Below are 17,856 nucleotides of genomic sequence, written 5' to 3' on the forward strand. Positions count from 1 at the left end.
GCGTTCAGTCTGAAAAAGGATCAGACGTAAATATCAATTTTATTGGCAGAGGACGATTTTTTGACGCTTTTGTCTTCGTCAGTTTTGGAAGCTACCTGAGCCTGTTCGGCTTTCTGCTCTGCTTTTTGTGCCTGTTGTTGCTGAATCTGCTGGATTTGCGCCTGCAGTAACTGGATCTGCGTCTGAATTGATTGAACCTGTTTTTGAACCGCATCAGAACTGTCGCCGCTCTGGCTCAAATTTTTTATCTGTTGCGTCAGTTTCTGGATCTGTTTGTTTAACTGAGCAATTTGGCTGCCGCCGGATGACGCTGTACTCGCTGAGCTACTACTACTCGTGGTTACGTTGATAGTACTCATTGCTGCCTCACTTATGGATTCACCTGCCTTGCACGTGATTGTGCACAACAGGTATCGGCTGGTGAATGGAGATCTTTATCGCCTTTGCTAAATCCTTACATTTTAAGTTGCAGACGGGGCCAGCGGCTTAACCAGCCTTTGCTTTCGGCTCTGCCTAGCATCACTTGTGGACTGCCGTGGCGTGGGTTGGCCGTGATGCTAAAAGCAAACAGTTCAGCGGTGCCAAGCGGTGTAACCAGTTGCACCTTGCCTTCATGGTCAAGTGTTGCGCCAATCACCGTTTCAGTTTCCACCCAGTAACTCATGGCGTCACTGCTGGACGCGTAAGGCGCGTGGCTGTGTAGGATATGCATCCTGGCCTGATTTTTTACCGACCAGGGTAAAGGTGCTGCGGCATTAAGGCGTTGCTCAAGACGTTTCTCAATGTCGACAGAGACATTCTGCGGATCAAAATAGACCACGTCGATATCGTTAAGTGGTGTGGCGTCAGCTAAACCGTGTAGACGATCCCACACCAGATTGCGCACAAACCCAGCCGCCAGACACCAGTCGTTCAACGCCAGCTCCTGCGCAGTTCTCAGCGCCAGCATGCGCATCGGGTCTGCTTCAATCCAGCCAATAATCGTATGTTGTCGTTGCTGTTCGTTCATCTGTTGTTCCCCACGGAGTGATGCCCACAGTGTAGATCAGCCGGATGACAAATCAGAGACTCTGCGGGAACCCTTTGCACGGCCCTGTACTCTGCGCGGCTAACGTGATTATTATTGCCTCTGTCTGACTACTTTTTATTCGCTGCTTTTGACATTCAGAACCCGCCAGCCTGAGGAGCGTTATGTATCAAACGACGTTGAGCCACCGCAGCTATCAGTTTCGTGATTTGAAGGATTTGATGGCGAAAGCGTCACCGGCGCGTTCCGGCGACTATCTGGCAGAAGTGGCAGCCGACAGCGCTGAACAGCGCATGGCCGCCAAGATGGCGCTGGCCGAATTGCCGCTGAAAACTTTTCTGCAACAGTTGCTCATTCCCTATGAAAGCGATGAAGTTACTCGTCTGATTATCGACAGCCACGACGCGCAGGCCTTTTCCTTGATTTCCCATCTCACCGTCGGGGATTTTCGCGACTGGTTATTGAGTGAAAAAACCGACAGCGTGATGCTGGCACGCGTCGCGCCAGGCATCACCCCCGAAATGGCCGCTGCTGTCAGTAAGCTGATGCGCAATCAGGATCTGATTTTGGTGGCGAAAAAATGCCGGGTAACCACCCGTTTTCGTAACACCATCGGGCTGCCTGGGCACATGAGCGTGCGTCTGCAACCCAATCACCCGACCGATAACTTGCAGGGTATTGCGGCCAGCATGCTCGACGGTTTGCTGTACGGTTCTGGCGACGCGGTGATTGGCATTAACCCAGCCAGCGACAGCCTGCCGCTGCTGGAAAATCTTAACTACATGCTGGATGACATCATCTCGCGTTTCGAGATCCCTACCCAGTCCTGCGTGCTGACTCATGTCACGAATACCATCAAGCTGGTGGAACGCGGTGCGCCGGTTGATTTGGTCTTTCAGTCAATAGCGGGAACGGAAGCGGCCAACAGCGGTTTTGGCATCAATCTGGCGCTGCTGGAAGAAGCACAGCAGGCGGCGCTGAGCCTTAAACGCGGCACCCTCGGTGACAATGTGATGTATTTCGAAACCGGGCAGGGCAGTTGTCTGTCGGCCAATGCGCATTTCGGCGTAGACCAGCAGACCTGTGAAGCGCGCGCTTACGCGATTGCCCGGCGCTTCTCCCCGTTACTCATCAATACCGTGGTGGGATTTATCGGGCCGGAATATCTCTATGACGGCAAACAGATTATCCGTGCCGGGCTGGAAGATCACTTTTGCGGCAAACTGCTGGGCTTACCGCTGGGCTGCGATGTCTGTTACACCAATCACGCTGAAGCCGATCAGGATGATATGGACACGTTGCTCACCCTGCTGGGGACGGCCGGACTGACGTTCCTGATGGGGGTGCCGGGCGCTGATGACATCATGCTCAACTACCAAAGCACGTCGTTCCACGATGCGCTTTATATCCGCGAACTTCTTGGGCTAAAACATGCGCCGGAATTTGCCCTGTGGCTGGAGAAAATGAATATTCTCGACCCGCAGGGACAACTGCTGGATACCCGCGCGTCTCACCCGTTGTTGCAACTGAGGTCGGTGATATGACAGAAGAGAGCAAAAAAGGGCTTGCGCCGCTGGTTCATCCCAACCCCTGGGAGACGCTACGCCAGTTCACTGCTGCACGTATTGCGTTAGGACGCACCGGCTCCAGCTTGCCTACTGAAGCGTTGTTGCAGTTTGGTCTGGCCCATGCGCAGGCCAGAGATGCGGTGCATCTGCCTTTTGCCAGCGTGGATTTGGAAACCCCGCTGCATGAACTGGGGCTGAGCACCCTGACGGTCGCTAGCGCCGCACCGGATCGCGCGACTTATTTATGTCGCCCGGACTTGGGCAGAAAACTCAGTATCGGGAGCCGCGAAATATTGACTCATCACGCCAGCAAACCTGCCGATCTGGTGTTAGTGGTGGCTGACGGGCTCTCTTCGAAAGCGGTACACCGCCAGGCCATTCCGCTGATCACCGCGTTGTTGCCGTATTTGCAACTCCTTGGGTTAACGTTGGGGCCGGTGGTGCTGGCGCATCAGTCGCGCGTTGCGCTGGGAGACGATATTGCCGAAGTGATGCAGGCGAAAGCGGTCGCCATGCTGATTGGCGAGCGGCCGGGGCTGTCATCTCCCGACAGTTTGGGTATCTACATGACCTGGGGGCCGCACACTAAAAGGATGGAGTCAGAACGCAATTGCATTTCGAACGTGCGCCCGGAAGGTCTGGATCACCCGCAGGCGGCCTTCAAACTGGCATGGCTGCTCGAGCAGGCGTTTCAGCGGCAGCTGTCGGGCGTGAATCTGAAAGATGAGAGCGATAACCCGGCGTTGCATAATAAAGTCGTGCCGATGTTTAAGCTGGCGTAGGGGCGTTAGGCTCTGAAACGCAGAAACGCAGAAACGCAGAAACGCCCAAAGGCGCTTTTCTCTATTCTTTATTAACAAAGAGTGGTGCGCCGTGCTGGATTGATTCGGCCTTCGGCCTCACCCTGCGGGCAACGCTGGCGCGTTGTCGTCTCGCTTCGCTCTGCTCGAACCAGCAGCTGGTTCGCCTCCATCACGGATTTACTTCGGATTTCACATACGAAAAAAGCGCCCAAAGGCGCTTTTCTCTATTCTTTATTAACAAAGAGTGGTGGGCCGCGCTGGATTGATTCGGCCTTCGGCCTCACCCTGCGGGCAACGCTGGCGCGTTGTCGTCTCGCTTCGCTCGGCTCGAACCAGCTGCTGGTTCGCCTCCATCACGGATTTACTTCGGATTTCACATGCGAAAAAAGCGCCAAAAGGCGCTTTTTTCTGAATTGGTGGGCCGTGCTGGATTCGAACCAGCGACCAATTGATTAAAAGTCAACTGCTCTACCAACTGAGCTAACGGCCCGCAGAAGTGGTGGGCGATGACGGGTTCGAACCGCCGACCCCCTCCGTGTAAAGGAGATGCTCTACCAACTGAGCTAATCGCCCACTTCTGGGTACTCCACAACGTAAGAGAAATTTACTGAGAATTGGTGGGCGATGACGGGTTCGAACCGCCGACCCCCTCCGTGTAAAGGAGATGCTCTACCAACTGAGCTAATCGCCCAATTCTCATTTCTTCTTACTTATCACAACGCGTTCACTCTAAAAAGAGTGGTGGGCGATGACGGGTTCGAACCGCCGACCCCCTCCGTGTAAAGGAGATGCTCTACCAACTGAGCTAATCGCCCCGTCGTGATGGAGTCGCATTATAGGGATACTTAAACTTACGTCAACGATTTTTAAAAACAAAAAACACTGTTCGACGCAAAATTAGACAAGCTGACCGATTTCTCGCCCGCGTAGTTGATTCTTTACGCATTCATCGAATGAATACCCATTGCCAGCTCCCTATCGGCGTTGAGGATTCAGGGCAGAGTGGTAGAATGTCAGCCACTTTTTGTTAATTGATAGCAACGTTTTCTGCGTTGCACTATTAAGGCTGCATTCCAGATGAAAATCAAAACCCGTTTTGCCCCAAGCCCAACCGGCTATCTGCACGTCGGTGGCGCCCGTACCGCGCTGTACTCCTGGCTCTTCGCCCGTAATCTTGGCGGTGAGTTTGTGTTGCGTATTGAAGACACCGATCTCGAACGCTCCACGCAGGCGGCTATCGACGCGATTATGGACGGCATGAACTGGTTGAATCTGGATTGGGACGAAGGCCCGTATTTCCAGACCAAACGCTTTGATCGTTATAATGGTGTGATCGATCAGATGCTGGAAAATGGTACTGCGTATAAATGCTACTGCTCTAAAGAGCGTCTGGAAGCACTGCGCGAACAACAAATGGCCAATAATGACAAGCCTCGTTATGACGGCCACTGCCGCGACAGCCACGAACATCACGCTGCTGATGAACCATGCGTCGTGCGTTTTCGTAACCCGCAGGAAGGTTCCGTTATCTTTGATGACCAAATCCGTGGTCCGATCGAATTCAGCAACGATGAGCTGGATGATCTGATCATCCGCCGCACTGACGGTTCTCCTACTTATAATTTTTGCGTCGTGGTCGATGACTGGGATATGGAAATTACTCACGTTATTCGTGGCGAAGACCATATCAACAACACCCCGCGCCAGATCAACATCCTGAAAGCGCTGGGTGCACCCGTGCCGGTTTATGCTCACGTTTCAATGATTCTGGGTGATGACGGTAAAAAACTGTCCAAACGTCACGGTGCGGTCGGCGTAATGCAATATCGCGACGATGGCTATCTGCCGGAAGCGTTGCTGAACTATCTGGTGCGTCTGGGCTGGTCCCATGGCGACCAGGAAATTTTCAGCCGCGACGAAATGAAAGCCCTGTTCTCACTGGAGAACGTCAGCAAGTCTGCCAGTGCGTTCAACACTGAAAAACTGCAATGGCTGAACCATCACTACATCAATTCGATGGATCCACATTACGTCGCCACGCACCTGCTGTGGCACGTTGAGCAACAGGGTATCGAAACCCGCAACGGGCCGCAGCTGTTTGAAATCGTGACGTTGCTTGGCGAGCGCTGCAAAACGCTGAAAGAAATGGCCGAGTCCTGCCGTTACTTCTACGAAGATTTCACTGAGTTTGATGCCGATGCGGCGAAGAAACACCTGCGTCCGGTGGCACGTCAGCCGCTGGAAGCTGTTCGTACAAAACTGGCTGCTATCACTGACTGGACGGCTGAGAACATTCACCATGCCATTCAGGGCACGGCGGATGAGCTGGAAGTCGGGATGGGTAAAGTCGGTATGCCACTGCGCGTTGCAGTGACCGGCGCGGGTCAGTCTCCGGGTGTGGATGTTACCGTTCATGCGATCGGTCAGAGCCGTGTACTTGCCCGCATCGATATGGCGTTAGCTTTTATTGCTGAGCGCGAAACGCAGCAGCAATAGTCGTTCTTCACGTAAGCGATAAAAAAGCCAGCCGGTTTCCCGCGCTGGCTTTTTATTACCTGAAATTCAAGCTATTAACGCTATTCGCTGACCGGTGCCGCCACCGTCGGGCGGTAAGCCAGGAAGTACATCAGACCGACAAAGCCTGCACCGCCAACTGCGTTACCGAGGAATACGGCCACGAAGTTAGGGAAGTACTGTGACCAGCTCAGCGCACCAGCGAAAATCGCGGCAGGAATGATGAACATATTCGCTACCACGTGCTGGAAGCCAATAGCTACAAACGCCATCACCGGGAACCACATACCGATCACTTTCCCACCCATCTCTTTACTGGCGAAGGCCAGCCAGATAGCCAGACACACCAGCCAGTTGCAGCCGATACCGGAAATGAATGCCTGAGTGAAGTCAGCATTGATCTTCGCGGTGGCGGTTGCCACCGTTTTAGCCAGGAATGCGCCCTCGGTCAGGCCGAGAACGTGGCCGAAGAAATAGGCGACGGCCAGGCTGCCAATCAGATTAGCCAGCGTGACCCAGAACCAGTTACGCAGCACGGACAACAGGCTTATCTGACGTGCAAACCAGGCAATAGGTAAGGTCATCATATTTCCGGTCAGCAGTTCTCCCCCTGCTAATACCGTCAAAATGATCCCTACCGGGAAGACCGCTGCGCCCAGTAAATTACTGAACGAACCCCAGGATGCAGGCAATGTCCCTATCACGTGCAAATCCAGCAGGAAACCGGTGGCGATGAAAGCGCCCGCCAGGAATCCTAAAATTAACAAATTCAATATAGTTGCACGGCTTTTATTAACTCCGGCCGTTACAGCGATTGATGCGATTTCTTTAGGTGAATACAAGGACATGGGATGGCTCTAAAGTGGATGGATATGATTATTGCGCGGGCAGTCTAGACGCAGAATTATCCGAAAACAAGCCGATCTTCATAGCTTGCTAACATTTCATTAATCATTAAGTCACACATGTTAATAAAATGCGTAATGAGATCATCAGGCTGGCAAAAAGGCCGCTGATCGGAAGATTAAAATACGACGTTTCCCACTACACATTTACCGTATGGCGGGAGAAATTCCTCAATGCTGTGGCCGGGTTGGCGGCTTTTTCATCGCTTGGCCGCATAAACAGATTTAGCCGTTGACAGGGTAGGCGGGGTTTCATATTATGCGCCCCGTTCACCGGTTTTTAACTGGTTTGAATTGGGGGTATAGCTCAGCTGGGAGAGCGCTTGCATGGCATGCAAGAGGTCAGCGGTTCGATCCCGCTTATCTCCACCAACTTCCTTCCCAGGACAAGTTGGTTGTTTCCTTCCAGAGGAAACAGAAAGAAGTAAAATGTGAACTACCTCGTGTGGGGGTATAGCTCAGCTGGGAGAGCGCTTGCATGGCATGCAAGAGGTCAGCGGTTCGATCCCGCTTATCTCCACCAAAATTAAAAAAACCGGCCTCTGGCCGGTTTTTTGCTTTCTGGCGGTTACCCTTCTACCTTCTACCTTCTACCTTCTACCTTCTACCTTCTACCTTCTACCTTCTACCTTCTACCTTCTACCTTCTGCCTGATGCACTCATTGCTGCGCCAAATTGCAGACATAAAAAAAGGCGCCGAAGCGCCTTTCTCTCAAAACCTTACTACTTCACGTTTATTGCCACTTACGCCAGAACCAGACCCGCGATAGAAGCAGACAGTACGCTCACCAACGTTGAGCCGTACAGCAGTTTCAGGCCGAAGCGTGAAACCACGTTGCCCTGATGTTCGTTCAGGCCCTTGATAGCCCCTGCAACGATACCAATCGACGAGAAGTTGGCGAAAGAGACCAGGAACACCGACAGGATACCCACGCCGCGTGGTGACAAATCTGCCGCCACTTTTTGCAAGTCCAGCATCGCAACGAATTCGTTGGATACCAGTTTGGTGGCCATAATACTGCCCACTTGCAGCGCTTCGTGGCTTGGTACGCCCATCATCCATGCAAATGGATAGAAGACATAACCCAGCACGCCCTGGAAGCTGATACCGAATATAACGTTGAACAACGCATTCAGGCAGGAAATCAGCGCGATGAAACCAATCAACATGGCTGCAACGATGATAGCCACTTTGAAGCCCGCCAGGATGTATTCACCCAGCATTTCAAAGAAACTCTGACCCTGATGGGTATTGCCGATCTGCAAATCTTCTTCTGAATCAACTTTATATGGGTTGATCAGTGACAGTACGATAAAGGTACTGAACATGTTGAGGACCAGAGCGGCAACCACAAAGCGTGGCTCAAGCATGGTCATGTAAGCACCGACAATCGACATAGAAACTGTCGACATTGCCGTCGCTGCCATGGTGTACATACGTTTTTCTGACATTTTGCCCAGAATATCTTTATACGCGATAAAGTTTTCTGACTGGCCAAGGATCAGTGAACTGATGGCGTTGAAGGATTCCAGTTTCCCCATACCATTTATTTTTGACAGCACCGTACCGATGGCACGGATAACAATCGGCAGAATGCGAATGTGCTGCAAAATACCAATCAGTGCAGAAATAAACACGATTGGGCACAACACTTTCAGGAAGAAGAACGCTAATCCTTTATCGCTCATGCCTCCAAATACGAAGCCGGTCCCTTCTGCGGCGAATCCTAATAATTTTTCAAACAAGTCCGAGAAGCCTTTCACAAAACCTAATCCCACAGAGGAGTTTAGGAAGAAATAGGCTAACAGAACTTCGATGACCAACAGCTGAACGATGAAGCGCAAACGGATATTTTTACGATCACGGCTCACCAGTAACGCAAGTAAAGCGACAACGGCCAACGCTAATACAAAGTGCAGTATTCGGGACATGGGTGCTCCAAATTTGAGGCAGGCTATATTTCGACGGTCATTCTATGTAACGCGTACATTTAAAACGTGAAGTGGCTTGCAAATATAGAAATTACAGACATCAATTGCAACATTTCTGAGCGCATGACACAAAAGATCAAGATGTTAAGAAAAATAAGCATAAGTGGAAATGTTGTGCTAGCTTTATTATCTGCCGTAGTGCGTTCTGAATCTGGCTAATTGTCTGTTTTTTGGAAATGTCTGTTTCCATAAAGTGCGCCGCTGGATAGCCGGGTTGACCTCTTTTGCAGCATGACAGTTGCGCCTCCTGCCTATTAGAGAAATCACTGAGATCAATCCAAATGCACTTGATAATCATTATCAACTAGATATGATTGCCGTCAGCGCAACAAAAGTAAGGTTACTGATATGCACAACAGCCGTGCGGAGTCTTCCGGCCGCGCATCCCGCAAGATAAAGCTCTCATTGATGGGACCGGCTTTTATTGCTGCCATCGGATATATCGATCCGGGTAACTTCGCCACTAACATTCAGGCCGGTGCCTCTTATGGCTACCAGTTGTTGTGGGTGGTGGTCTGGGCGAACATCATGGCGATGTTAATCCAGCTGCTTTCTGCCAAATTGGGCATTGCAACCAGCAAAAACCTCGCCGAACACATCCGCGACCGCTTTCCACGTCCCGCCGTCTGGGCCTATTGGGTTCAGGCTGAAATCATCGCCATGGCGACCGATCTGGCTGAGTTCATCGGTGCGGCGATAGGCTTCAAACTCCTGTTAGGCGTCTCGCTGTTACAGGGCGCAGTCCTTACCGGGATTGCCACTTTCATTATTCTCGCGCTACAAAAACGTGGGCAAAAACCGTTGGAACTGGTGATCGCCGGTTTACTGCTATTTGTCGCGGCGGCGTATATCGTTGAACTGTTCTTCTCACAGCCCAGTATGGCGGCATTAGGAAAAGGGATGCTGATCCCCAGCCTGCCATCAAGCGATGCGGTCTACCTTGCCGCGGGTGTTCTGGGGGCGACCATCATGCCGCACGTGATTTATCTGCACTCATCGCTGACCCAACGGGGAGGGAAAGCGTCGAAAGAGCAGCGCTACTCCGCCACCAAGCTTGATGTCGGTATTGCCATGACCATCGCCGGTTTCGTTAATCTTGCGATGATGGCCACCGCCGCTGCTGCGTTCCACTTCAGCGGCCACAGCGGTATCAGTGAGCTCGACCAGGCCTACCTCACGTTGCAACCTTTACTTGGTAATGCTGCTGCTACCACTTTTGGCTTGAGCCTGGTGGCTGCCGGGTTGTCATCTACTGTCGTAGGAACGCTGGCTGGTCAGGTAGTGATGCAGGGCTTTGTGAAGTTCTACATTCCGATATGGGTGCGCCGCGTTGTGACCATGATGCCTTCTTTTATCGTGATTCTGATGGGGCTGGACGCCACGCGTATTTTGGTCATGAGCCAGGTGCTGCTGAGTTTTGGGATCGCACTGGCATTATTGCCACTGCTGGCTTTTACCGGAAATCGTGAACTGATGGGCGAGATGGTGAACACAAAAACTGTGCAGTGGGCAGGGCGATTTATCGTATTGATTGTGGTCAGCCTGAACCTTTATCTACTGGTCGGAATGCTCATCAAGTAGTCTGCTGGCCGTCTGAGGCAAATAAAAAACGGGACAGCTCACGCTGCCCCGTTTTTTATGTCTTAACTCTTTGGCTTAACGGCGGTGATCGCCATGACCGTCGTGACCATCACGTCCGCCGTGTCCGCGATCCGGGCCGCGCCCCCGATCGTCTCTGTGTCCGCGATGACCATGGTCATCGTACGGGCGGCCATAGTAGCGTGGTGGCGGGCGGTGACGGGAGCGGCCATCCCACCAGCCGCGATCGCGCCAGCGTCCGCCATCCCAGTAGTAACCGCGATGGCTACGCTCACCGTAATTGCGGCCACGGTGGTTGTTCCACCAACCGGCATCACGCCAGTCATAACCATCCCAGTAGTAACCACGACGGTCGCGGTCACCGATATTGATAGAAAGGCCCGGCGTATTGAGGCTAAAACTGCTGGCCTGTACAGCAGGTGCTGCGGCAGGGAGCAGAGCAAACAATAATGTTCCAATAATGAAAGGCTTTAACATGTTGCCTCCTGATTCCTTATAATTTCTGGTAACAGTTATAAGGCGAAGGCAACATCTATTCTATTGCCTGCAATCCTGTTTTGGATTTTTTACGCAGCTTAACGAAATACTTACACATATTTTTACAAACTATCCGCACTTCCTGCAGGTTTTAGGGTAATCGTTTACACCAAAATCGCGTTGATTTCCGCCAGCTCTTTTTCGCTGAAATGCCGGTTTGCGACCATGCCGACAGCGTCATCGATCTGGCTGGTTTTGCTGGCGCCAATGAGCACGGATGTCACGCGATCGCCGCGCAGCACCCACGCCAGCGCCATCTGTGACAGCTTCTGTCCGCGCGCCTGGGCAATCGCATCCAACTGGCGAACTTTGCCGAGTTTTTCATCGGTCAGCTGGTCGCTGGTCAGGAATTTACTGCCGCTGGCTGCGCGGGAATCTTCAGGAATACCTGCCAGATAACGGTCGGTCAGCACACCACCAGCCAGCGGGGAGAAGGCTATCGACCCCACGCCATTTTGCGTCAACGCATCGAGTAAATCCGCTTCAACCCAGCGTTCAAACATCGAGTATTTGGGTTGGTGGATCAGGCATGGGGTGCCGAGATTTTGCAGGATCTCAAACGCCTGTTTTGCGCGGTCTGCCGGGTAGTTTGACAGGCCGACATACAGCGCCTTGCCCTGGCGTACCATCAGATCCAGCGCGGCCATGGTCTCTTCCAGCGGCGTGTCCGGGTCTGGACGGTGATGGTAGAAGATATCGACGTAGTCCAGCCCCATGCGTTTCAGGCTTTGGTTGAGGCTGGCGACCAGATACTTCTTCGAACCCCAGTCGCCGTAAGGGCCGTCCCACATGGTGTAACCGGCTTTCGAAGAGATGATCAGTTCATCGCGGTAAGGCAGTAAATCTTCCTGCAAAATGCGGCCAAAATGTTCTTCTGCCGAACCCGGAGGTGGGCCATAGTTATTGGCCAAATCGAAATGGGTAATGCCGTGATCGAATGCATGGCGAATCAAATTGCGGCCATTATCAAAGTGCGCATTGTCACCAAAATTGTGCCACAGGCCGAGAGACACGGCAGGCAGTTTGAGACCACTGTGACCACAGCGGCGGTATTCCATTTTGTCGTAACGGGTAGGGCTGGCCTGGTAAACCATAAGAGTCCTTATTATTTTAATCAGCACGGCGTGCTGGTAGAGAACAGGGTAAAAAGATGTTTTAGTGTATGCGTTTTCACTGTTTTTTCCAGATATCTCGATCACAGCCCCCTCATAAAACAGCCGTTTAAAGACATCCTTTTCATGACCTAAAGGGATGGTTACACCGGTCTATTACCGTAACTGATAAGCCTGAAGGCATGCGCCATGACGGGGCAAGGATGTAATCCAGCCTTTCCAGGGTTTATTTTTCTAATAAATGTCCTAATTCACCTACTGCGTTAATACTTTGATAGTGTGATCGACTATATAAATCAAAAATTGCAGGGGATCATGATGAGTACAGCTTACACAGTAGGTGACTATCTTCTCGACCGTTTGGCTTACCGTGGCGTGACGGAGTTATTCGGTGTGCCCGGTGACTACAATCTGCAATTTCTTGACCACGTGATCAGTCACCCAAAAATTGCCTGGGTGGGGTGTACCAATGAATTAAATGCCGCTTATGGCGCTGATGGTTATGCACGGCGCAAAGGGGCGGCTGCGCTGCTGACGACGTTCGGTGTGGGCGAACTCAGCGCGTTGAATGGCCTGGCTGGAAGCTACGCCGAGTATCTGCCGGTGATTCACATCGTCGGTGCGCCAGCGCTCTCCTCACAGCGCAAAGGTGAATTGCTGCACCACTCACTGGGTGACGGTAACTTCAGCCATTTCGCGAAAATGTCGCAGCCGGTCAGTGTGGCGCAGGGATTGCTGACGCCGGAGAATGCGCTGGAGGAGATCGACCGTGTTATCACGCAGGCGCTCTACCATTCGCGACCGGGCTATTTACTGCTGCCGAGTGACGTCGCGGCGCTGCCAGTGGCCAGCCGCGCGGCACCACAAAAGCCGCCCGCAGCGGCATTCTCCCAGGATTCTCTGACCGCGTTTGTTCAGGCTACCCGCGAACTGATGCACGGTGCGCACCGTGTGGCGTTACTGGGCGATTTTCTTGCCGACCGTTTTGGCGTAAAGGCTGCGCTGTCCCGCTGGATGGACGAGGTACCACTGCCTCACGCCACGTTGTTAATGGGCAAAGGGCTGTTCAATGAGCAACGTCCCCATTTTGCGGGTACCTACTCAGGAGCCGCCAGCTGTCCTGTTGTTAAAAACGCTATCGAACAGGCTGACGTGCTGATTAACGTGGGCGTTCGCTTCACCGACACCATCACCGCAGGCTTCACCCAACAATTACCGGAGGGAAAGTGTATCGATATTGACCCGTTCAGCGCCCGTATCGGCCAACAGTTTTTCCATCAGCTGCCGATGCATGAAGCCGTGCAGGCACTTCATCAATTGACGGCGGAGCTTTGTGTGCAGTGGGAAATACCGCACTTCACCCGCACACCGCTGCCGGTAACGGACCACGTTGCGCTCGACCAGCAGGTGTTCTGGCAGCACATTCAGGAATTTTTACAACCCGGTGACATTCTGGTGGTGGAGCAGGGAACGGCCAGTTTTGGCGCGGCGGCGCTGAATTTACCCGAAGATTGTGACTTTATCGTTCAGCCACTCTGGGGATCGATTGGTTTTACCTTACCGGCGGCGTTCGGCGCGCAAACAGCCGAACCCGAGCGGCGTGTGATCTTGATTATCGGCGACGGTTCAGCCCAACTGACCTTGCAGGGGCTGGGAGCGGCAATCCGCTACGGTCTGAAAACCACTATTTTTGTGATTAACAATGATGGCTACACGGTGGAAAGGGCGATCCACGGTGAAACCCAGCGTTATAATGATATCGCCCAATGGAACTGGACGCTGTTTCCGGCAGCCTTTGGCGGTAAAAATGTGCTGAGCGTACGGGTGGAAGATCGCCATCAACTGAGTGCGGTGCTGGCGGAAATCCGCGACAAACCGCAGATGGCGTGGGTGGAAGTGGTGCTGCCTAAAATGGATATTCCTGAACTGCTTGGGGCGGTGACCAAGTCTATTGCGAAGCGCAATTCAGGGCTGTAGCGCAGTGTCACACGTCAGGGTTTATCAGCCAGCAGTGGATCAATCAACTGGTCGATGAACCAGCTTCCCGCGGGTCCCGGCTGGTTGTTTTTACTCCAGACAGCATCGACTGAAATCAGTTTCGGCCAGCCACGCATCGGTAATGTTACCAGCTTATTATGCCCAAATTGGCGCACCAGCCAGTGCGGCAGAATCGACCAGCCAAATCCCTGCTCGGCCATCTCCAGCAACATCAGATAACTCGGTGCAGACCAGGTTTGCCCCGGCGTCCGGTTTTCAGTGCGCCGGTAGGGTTGCAAAATAAGCTGGCGGAAGGTGTGCAGCTGTTCCGGCTGAATATTTGACAGCTGCGCCAGCGGGTGCTCGCGACTGACGAAGATATCCATATCCGTTTGTTCAGGCAGACGAGCGACGCCAATATCCGGTGGGTACGCGTCCTGAACTTCCAACATCCCAATATGTGCCCGCCCGGCCTGCAACAGATCGATGACATCCTGATCCTCGGCGATAAGACACTCAAACTCGATATCCGGGTAGCGCTGCTCAAAACGTTTAAGCAAATTTTCATGGTGTGTCGGCTGATAGGTATCAGACAACACAAACGTCAGCTGCGTTTCGATTTGTGTGGAAAGACGAATAGCCAGCTCATCGAGGCGCTCGCTGGCGGCCAGAATGGCCTGAACATGATTCAGTACCCGTTTCCCCTGCGGGGTCAGCACGGGCTGGCGGCTGCTACGGTCAAATAATGTCAGGCCTAAATCGACCTCAAGATGGGCAATCGCCGTACTGACGGTTGACTGACTTTTACGTAATTTGCGCGCGGCAGCGGAAAAAGAGCCGGTGTCTGCTGCTTCGACAAACGCCACTAAGGCTTCGGGGGAATAACGCATCGCTGCCTCTCTTTGTCAGAAATCAATCCATCTATTTTATCGATATTAACTATCTTTTATCCATCTTATTTAACGATGATAATAACGGCCTGTGACGGATGTCACTTCTTAAATTTCCACCATAACAACAACGGAAAATGGCAGGTCTTTATGTCAATCAATTCAAAAAACACCTCTAAAAAAACATTGGGTGAACGCATTTTTCACGCCATCGGTTTTGAGGCACTGGCGGTGCTGATTTCCGCCCCGGCCGCCGCATGGCTGTTAAACAAATCCATTTTCGAAATGGGTACGCTGGCCATTCTGCTTTCCACTACCGCGATGGTATGGAACATCATTTATAACTCGGTTTTTGACCGCCTGTGGCCGGTGAGCCGTGTTACCCGCACGATGAAAGTTCGGGTGTGTCATGCGCTGGGGTTTGAAAGCGGGTTCATTCTGATCGGTTTACCGATTGCTGCGGGCTGGCTCGGAATTTCACTGCTGAACGCGTTTATGCTGGAGATCGGTTTCTTCCTGTTCTTCCTGCCGTACACCATCGCCTACAACTGGCTCTACGATACCCTGCGTCAGCGCGTGGTGAACCGCAACAATGCTAAGCGCGAGAAAACGGCAAAACGCTGTTCAGCCAAGCATTGATCTTCAAGCCTGAATTGTCAGCCGGCTGCGCCTCAGTTATGTTCTTATTCATTTATGGATAAGAACAACCTTAAGGTTCAACAGATGAAAACGTTAGGTCTGATCGGCGGCATGAGTTGGGAATCCACCGTGCCCTATTACCGCACCATCAACGAACACATCAAGCAACAGCTTGGCGGATTACACTCTGCCAGGCTGTTTTTGCATAGTGTCGATTTCTATGACATCGAGCAGTTGCAGGCTAAAGGTGACTGGCAGCAGGCTGGAAAAATTCTGGGAGAAGCAGCACACGCACTGGCTCGCGCGGGTGCTGAAGTCATCGTGGTTTGTACCAACACCATGCATAAAGTAGCCGACGATATCGAACGCATTGGCGGTTTACCTTTGCTGCACATTGCCGATGCCACGGCGGCTAAAATTAAGCAGCAGGGCCTTGCACGCATTGGATTATTGGGCACTAAATTCACGATGGAGCAGGATTTTTATCGCGGGCGTTTGCAGGATAAGCATCAGATCGAAGTGGTAACGCCGGATGAGGCCGATCGCGATATTGTGCACCGCATCATCTATGAGGAGCTATGTCTGGGGAAAATCTGCGAGGCGTCCCGCGAAGAGTACCGCAGGATCATCGGCAAACTGGAGCTGCAGGGCGTTGAGGGGATCATTTTGGGCTGTACTGAGATCACCTTGCTGGTGGGAGCAGCAGATGCGGCGGTGCCGGTGTTCGACACCACGGCTATTCATGCGCTGGCGGCGGCAGAATACGCGCTTGCCGCCTCCTGACGTTTTACTTCTTCAGATCTGATTCTGACCCGCCCTGATTACGGCGGGCAGGCAGATATTTACTGACCAGCATCAGCGGCCTACCCGCGAGTAACAGCCAGGCGGGTAGCATCACGATGCACAGCAGCGGCAATAACTTCAGGCCTGGCACCACGGCCGCGGCCATAAACAGGCTTAGCCAGCCATCGCGGGTCACCACCAGCACCATGCCCATCACGGCGCAGGAAACGGTCACTGCCGCAGGCACGTTCGGCGCGTATTGATGCAACATCAGGCCGAGCGACACCCCAACAAACACGGCCGGAAAGATGCGACCCCCACGAAAACCACAGGCTGCCGCGACCACGAGGGCGGCGAGTTTGGTCAGCGTTATCGCCAGCATCGAACTGATGCCAAACATCTGATTGGACCCCGCCAGCTGTTTCATCTCATCCAGCCCTTTGAACAGGGTGATCTCCCCGCCAATCAGCGCCAGCAGACCCAGCACAAACCCGCCAATACTCAATTTCAGCATGGGGTTGCGGATGCCGTTAAACATCCGGTGCAGATGAGGGAATATCCACACGCCAATCATGCCGAGTGCAATCGCAATCAGCACCACGACGGAGCCGCTGAACAGATCCACTAATTCAGTGGTGTTGTAAGGGGCAATGTTGAGTGAGAAATCAGGCACGAAGAACTGGTCGGTGGTCACCGCGCCAGTACCGGCCGCGACCAGGGGGGCAAACAGGCGATCCCACAAAGGAACGTCTTTATCTCCGCCCAGCGTTTGGGAGAAGATCAGCGCTGCGGCTACCGGTGTACCAAACAGTGCGCCAATCGTGCCAGACGCTGCCAGGATCACCCAATCTGTGGTCGGAACCTGAGGCAACAAGCGTCTGCCTGCTGCGGCAGCCAGCGCGATGTTAATCACGGTAATAGGATATTCCGGCCCGAGGCTGACACCGCCCGCCAGCCCCAGCATCAGCGCCAGCGCCAGTCCCGGTAAAGCATTCAGCGGCACTGGCGCACCAACCAAAGATTCACTGGCAGGATCCGGTCCGGCGTGGCCCGGCATATACTTAATCAATGCACCGACGCCCAAACCTGTCAGCGTAAGCATAAACAGCGTCCAGCTCGCGGACTGAGTATTAATATGCAGGGTGGAGGGGATGTGTTGCCAGAGCAAGGTTTGTAACGCGCCAGCCAACAGCATAACCGCCACCAGTATCAGGCTGGAAAGCGCGCCGATGACCATGGCTGGCAGGGCAAACGCCAGCATGATTTTCGCACGGGGATGCAACATGCAACATTTCCTTTCAGTAAAGTAACGCACTTGCCCAGGGCTTCGGCACTGGCGTAGTGATCGCCATGACGGCTAAGAGTCTGGCCGACAGTGATAATATTTTAAAAGAGACTACGCATAAATGTGCGTTGGCTTAAATCGGCGTTGCAGCCTATGGCAATTACCGCTATTTTGCCCTCACAATTATGTCATCTTCTCTTATTCTGCGGGCGGCTTTTGACCCGT

At 52.9% G+C, this 17,856-nt stretch carries 14 protein-coding genes, 6 tRNA genes, 2 other RNA genes and 1 pseudogene; 9 read left to right on the plus strand and 14 right to left on the minus strand.

The annotated features are described in order from the left end of the window. Positions 1-20 precede the first annotated feature (20 nt). Together EAH77_RS06895 and EAH77_RS06900 are read right to left on the minus strand one after the other, a co-directional pair. Complete coding sequence (locus EAH77_RS06895; protein WP_140471067.1) at positions 21-359, minus strand: FlxA-like family protein; 339 nt, start codon at positions 357-359, stop codon at positions 21-23. A gap of 95 nt (positions 360-454) precedes the next feature. After that, the gene (locus EAH77_RS06900; RefSeq protein ID WP_140471068.1) at positions 455-1,009 is read right to left on the minus strand and encodes a nucleotidyltransferase family protein; all 555 of its coding nucleotides are present in this window, start codon (positions 1,007-1,009) and stop codon (positions 455-457) included. 182 nt (positions 1,010-1,191) lie between these two features. Between EAH77_RS06900 and EAH77_RS06905 the strand changes: the two genes are divergently transcribed. Beyond that, positions 1,192-2,571 carry an ethanolamine ammonia-lyase subunit EutB gene (locus EAH77_RS06905; protein ID WP_140471069.1) on the plus strand — a complete coding sequence of 460 codons (1,380 nt, stop codon included), beginning with the start codon at positions 1,192-1,194 and terminating at the stop codon, positions 2,569-2,571. Further along, entirely contained in the window at positions 2,568-3,377 is an 810-nt protein-coding gene (gene eutC, locus EAH77_RS06910; RefSeq protein WP_140471070.1) for an ethanolamine ammonia-lyase subunit EutC, read from the plus strand. Before EAH77_RS06905 ends, eutC begins: the two co-directional genes overlap by 4 nt. An 82-nt stretch (positions 3,378-3,459) precedes the next feature. Here eutC and EAH77_RS06915 read toward each other — a convergent pair. From EAH77_RS06915 to EAH77_RS06940, 6 genes are all read right to left on the minus strand, one after another. Next, positions 3,460-3,585: non-coding RNA, RtT sRNA (locus tag EAH77_RS06915), on the minus strand. 58 nt (positions 3,586-3,643) lie between these two features. Next, positions 3,644-3,769, minus strand: a non-coding RNA gene (locus tag EAH77_RS06920) — RtT sRNA. A gap of 43 nt (positions 3,770-3,812) precedes the next feature. Continuing rightward, positions 3,813-3,888, minus strand: a tRNA-Lys gene (locus tag EAH77_RS06925). A 7-nt stretch (positions 3,889-3,895) separates the two neighbouring features. After that, positions 3,896-3,971: transfer RNA gene (locus EAH77_RS06930), tRNA-Val, on the minus strand. A 42-nt stretch (positions 3,972-4,013) separates the two neighbouring features. Further along, positions 4,014-4,089, minus strand: a tRNA-Val gene (locus tag EAH77_RS06935). A 48-nt stretch (positions 4,090-4,137) separates the two neighbouring features. Continuing rightward, positions 4,138-4,213: transfer RNA gene (locus EAH77_RS06940), tRNA-Val, on the minus strand. A gap of 262 nt (positions 4,214-4,475) precedes the next feature. Between EAH77_RS06940 and gltX the strand changes: the two genes are divergently transcribed. Beyond that, positions 4,476-5,894: a glutamate--tRNA ligase gene (gene gltX / locus EAH77_RS06945; protein WP_140471072.1), complete on the plus strand. Its 1,419-nt coding sequence runs from the start codon at positions 4,476-4,478 to the stop codon at positions 5,892-5,894. An 80-nt stretch (positions 5,895-5,974) separates the two neighbouring features. Here gltX and EAH77_RS06950 read toward each other — a convergent pair whose 3' ends face one another. Beyond that, the gene (locus EAH77_RS06950; RefSeq protein WP_140471074.1) at positions 5,975-6,760 is read right to left on the minus strand and encodes a formate/nitrite transporter family protein; all 786 of its coding nucleotides are present in this window, start codon (positions 6,758-6,760) and stop codon (positions 5,975-5,977) included. 353 nt (positions 6,761-7,113) lie between these two features. On the opposite strand from EAH77_RS06950, the gene EAH77_RS06955 reads away from it, so the two are divergent. Then, positions 7,114-7,189, plus strand: a tRNA-Ala gene (locus EAH77_RS06955). A 75-nt stretch (positions 7,190-7,264) separates the two neighbouring features. Further along, positions 7,265-7,340, plus strand: a tRNA-Ala gene (locus EAH77_RS06960). Between the two features lie 221 nt (positions 7,341-7,561). On the opposite strand, the gene EAH77_RS06965 is transcribed toward EAH77_RS06960, so the two are convergent. After that, complete coding sequence (locus EAH77_RS06965; protein ID WP_140471076.1) at positions 7,562-8,749, minus strand: NupC/NupG family nucleoside CNT transporter; 1,188 nt, start codon at positions 8,747-8,749, stop codon at positions 7,562-7,564. 393 nt (positions 8,750-9,142) lie between these two features. Here EAH77_RS06965 and EAH77_RS06970 point away from each other — a divergent pair. After that, positions 9,143-10,390, plus strand: a pseudogene (locus EAH77_RS06970) (Nramp family divalent metal transporter); the annotation flags it as partial. A gap of 75 nt (positions 10,391-10,465) precedes the next feature. Here EAH77_RS06970 and EAH77_RS06975 read toward each other — a convergent pair. Both EAH77_RS06975 and mgrA read right to left on the minus strand, forming a co-directional pair. Continuing rightward, positions 10,466-10,885 carry a DUF2502 domain-containing protein gene (locus EAH77_RS06975; RefSeq protein WP_140471080.1) on the minus strand — a complete coding sequence of 140 codons (420 nt, stop codon included), beginning with the start codon at positions 10,883-10,885 and terminating at the stop codon, positions 10,466-10,468. Positions 10,886-11,049: 164 nt separating this feature from the next. Next, positions 11,050-12,039 carry an L-glyceraldehyde 3-phosphate reductase gene (mgrA, locus tag EAH77_RS06980; protein WP_140471082.1) on the minus strand — a complete coding sequence of 330 codons (990 nt, stop codon included), beginning with the start codon at positions 12,037-12,039 and terminating at the stop codon, positions 11,050-11,052. A 336-nt stretch (positions 12,040-12,375) separates the two neighbouring features. Between mgrA and EAH77_RS06985 the strand changes: the two genes are divergently transcribed. Further along, the gene (locus tag EAH77_RS06985; protein WP_140471474.1) at positions 12,376-14,034 is read left to right on the plus strand and encodes an alpha-keto acid decarboxylase family protein; all 1,659 of its coding nucleotides are present in this window, start codon (positions 12,376-12,378) and stop codon (positions 14,032-14,034) included. A gap of 14 nt (positions 14,035-14,048) precedes the next feature. Here EAH77_RS06985 and EAH77_RS06990 read toward each other — a convergent pair whose 3' ends face one another. Then, the gene (locus EAH77_RS06990; protein ID WP_140471084.1) at positions 14,049-14,924 is read right to left on the minus strand and encodes a LysR family transcriptional regulator; all 876 of its coding nucleotides are present in this window, start codon (positions 14,922-14,924) and stop codon (positions 14,049-14,051) included. A 150-nt stretch (positions 14,925-15,074) separates the two neighbouring features. On the opposite strand from EAH77_RS06990, the gene EAH77_RS06995 reads away from it, so the two are divergent. Further along, a complete protein-coding gene (locus tag EAH77_RS06995) occupies positions 15,075-15,563 on the plus strand; it encodes a multidrug/biocide efflux PACE transporter (protein ID WP_140471086.1) in 489 nt (162 codons plus the stop codon). Between the two features lie 84 nt (positions 15,564-15,647). Further along, positions 15,648-16,346: an aspartate/glutamate racemase family protein gene (locus tag EAH77_RS07000; protein ID WP_140471088.1), complete on the plus strand. Its 699-nt coding sequence runs from the start codon at positions 15,648-15,650 to the stop codon at positions 16,344-16,346. A gap of 4 nt (positions 16,347-16,350) precedes the next feature. Here the strand turns inward: EAH77_RS07000 and EAH77_RS07005 are convergent, their stop codons facing one another. Then, positions 16,351-17,631 carry an ion channel protein gene (locus EAH77_RS07005; RefSeq protein WP_140471090.1) on the minus strand — a complete coding sequence of 427 codons (1,281 nt, stop codon included), beginning with the start codon at positions 17,629-17,631 and terminating at the stop codon, positions 16,351-16,353. Between the last annotated feature and the right edge of the window lie 225 nt (positions 17,632-17,856).

Origin of the sequence: Ewingella americana, from assembly GCF_006438725.1 — a bacterium.
In the GTDB taxonomy this organism is placed as follows: Bacteria; Pseudomonadota; Gammaproteobacteria; order Enterobacterales; family Enterobacteriaceae; genus Ewingella; species Ewingella americana_A.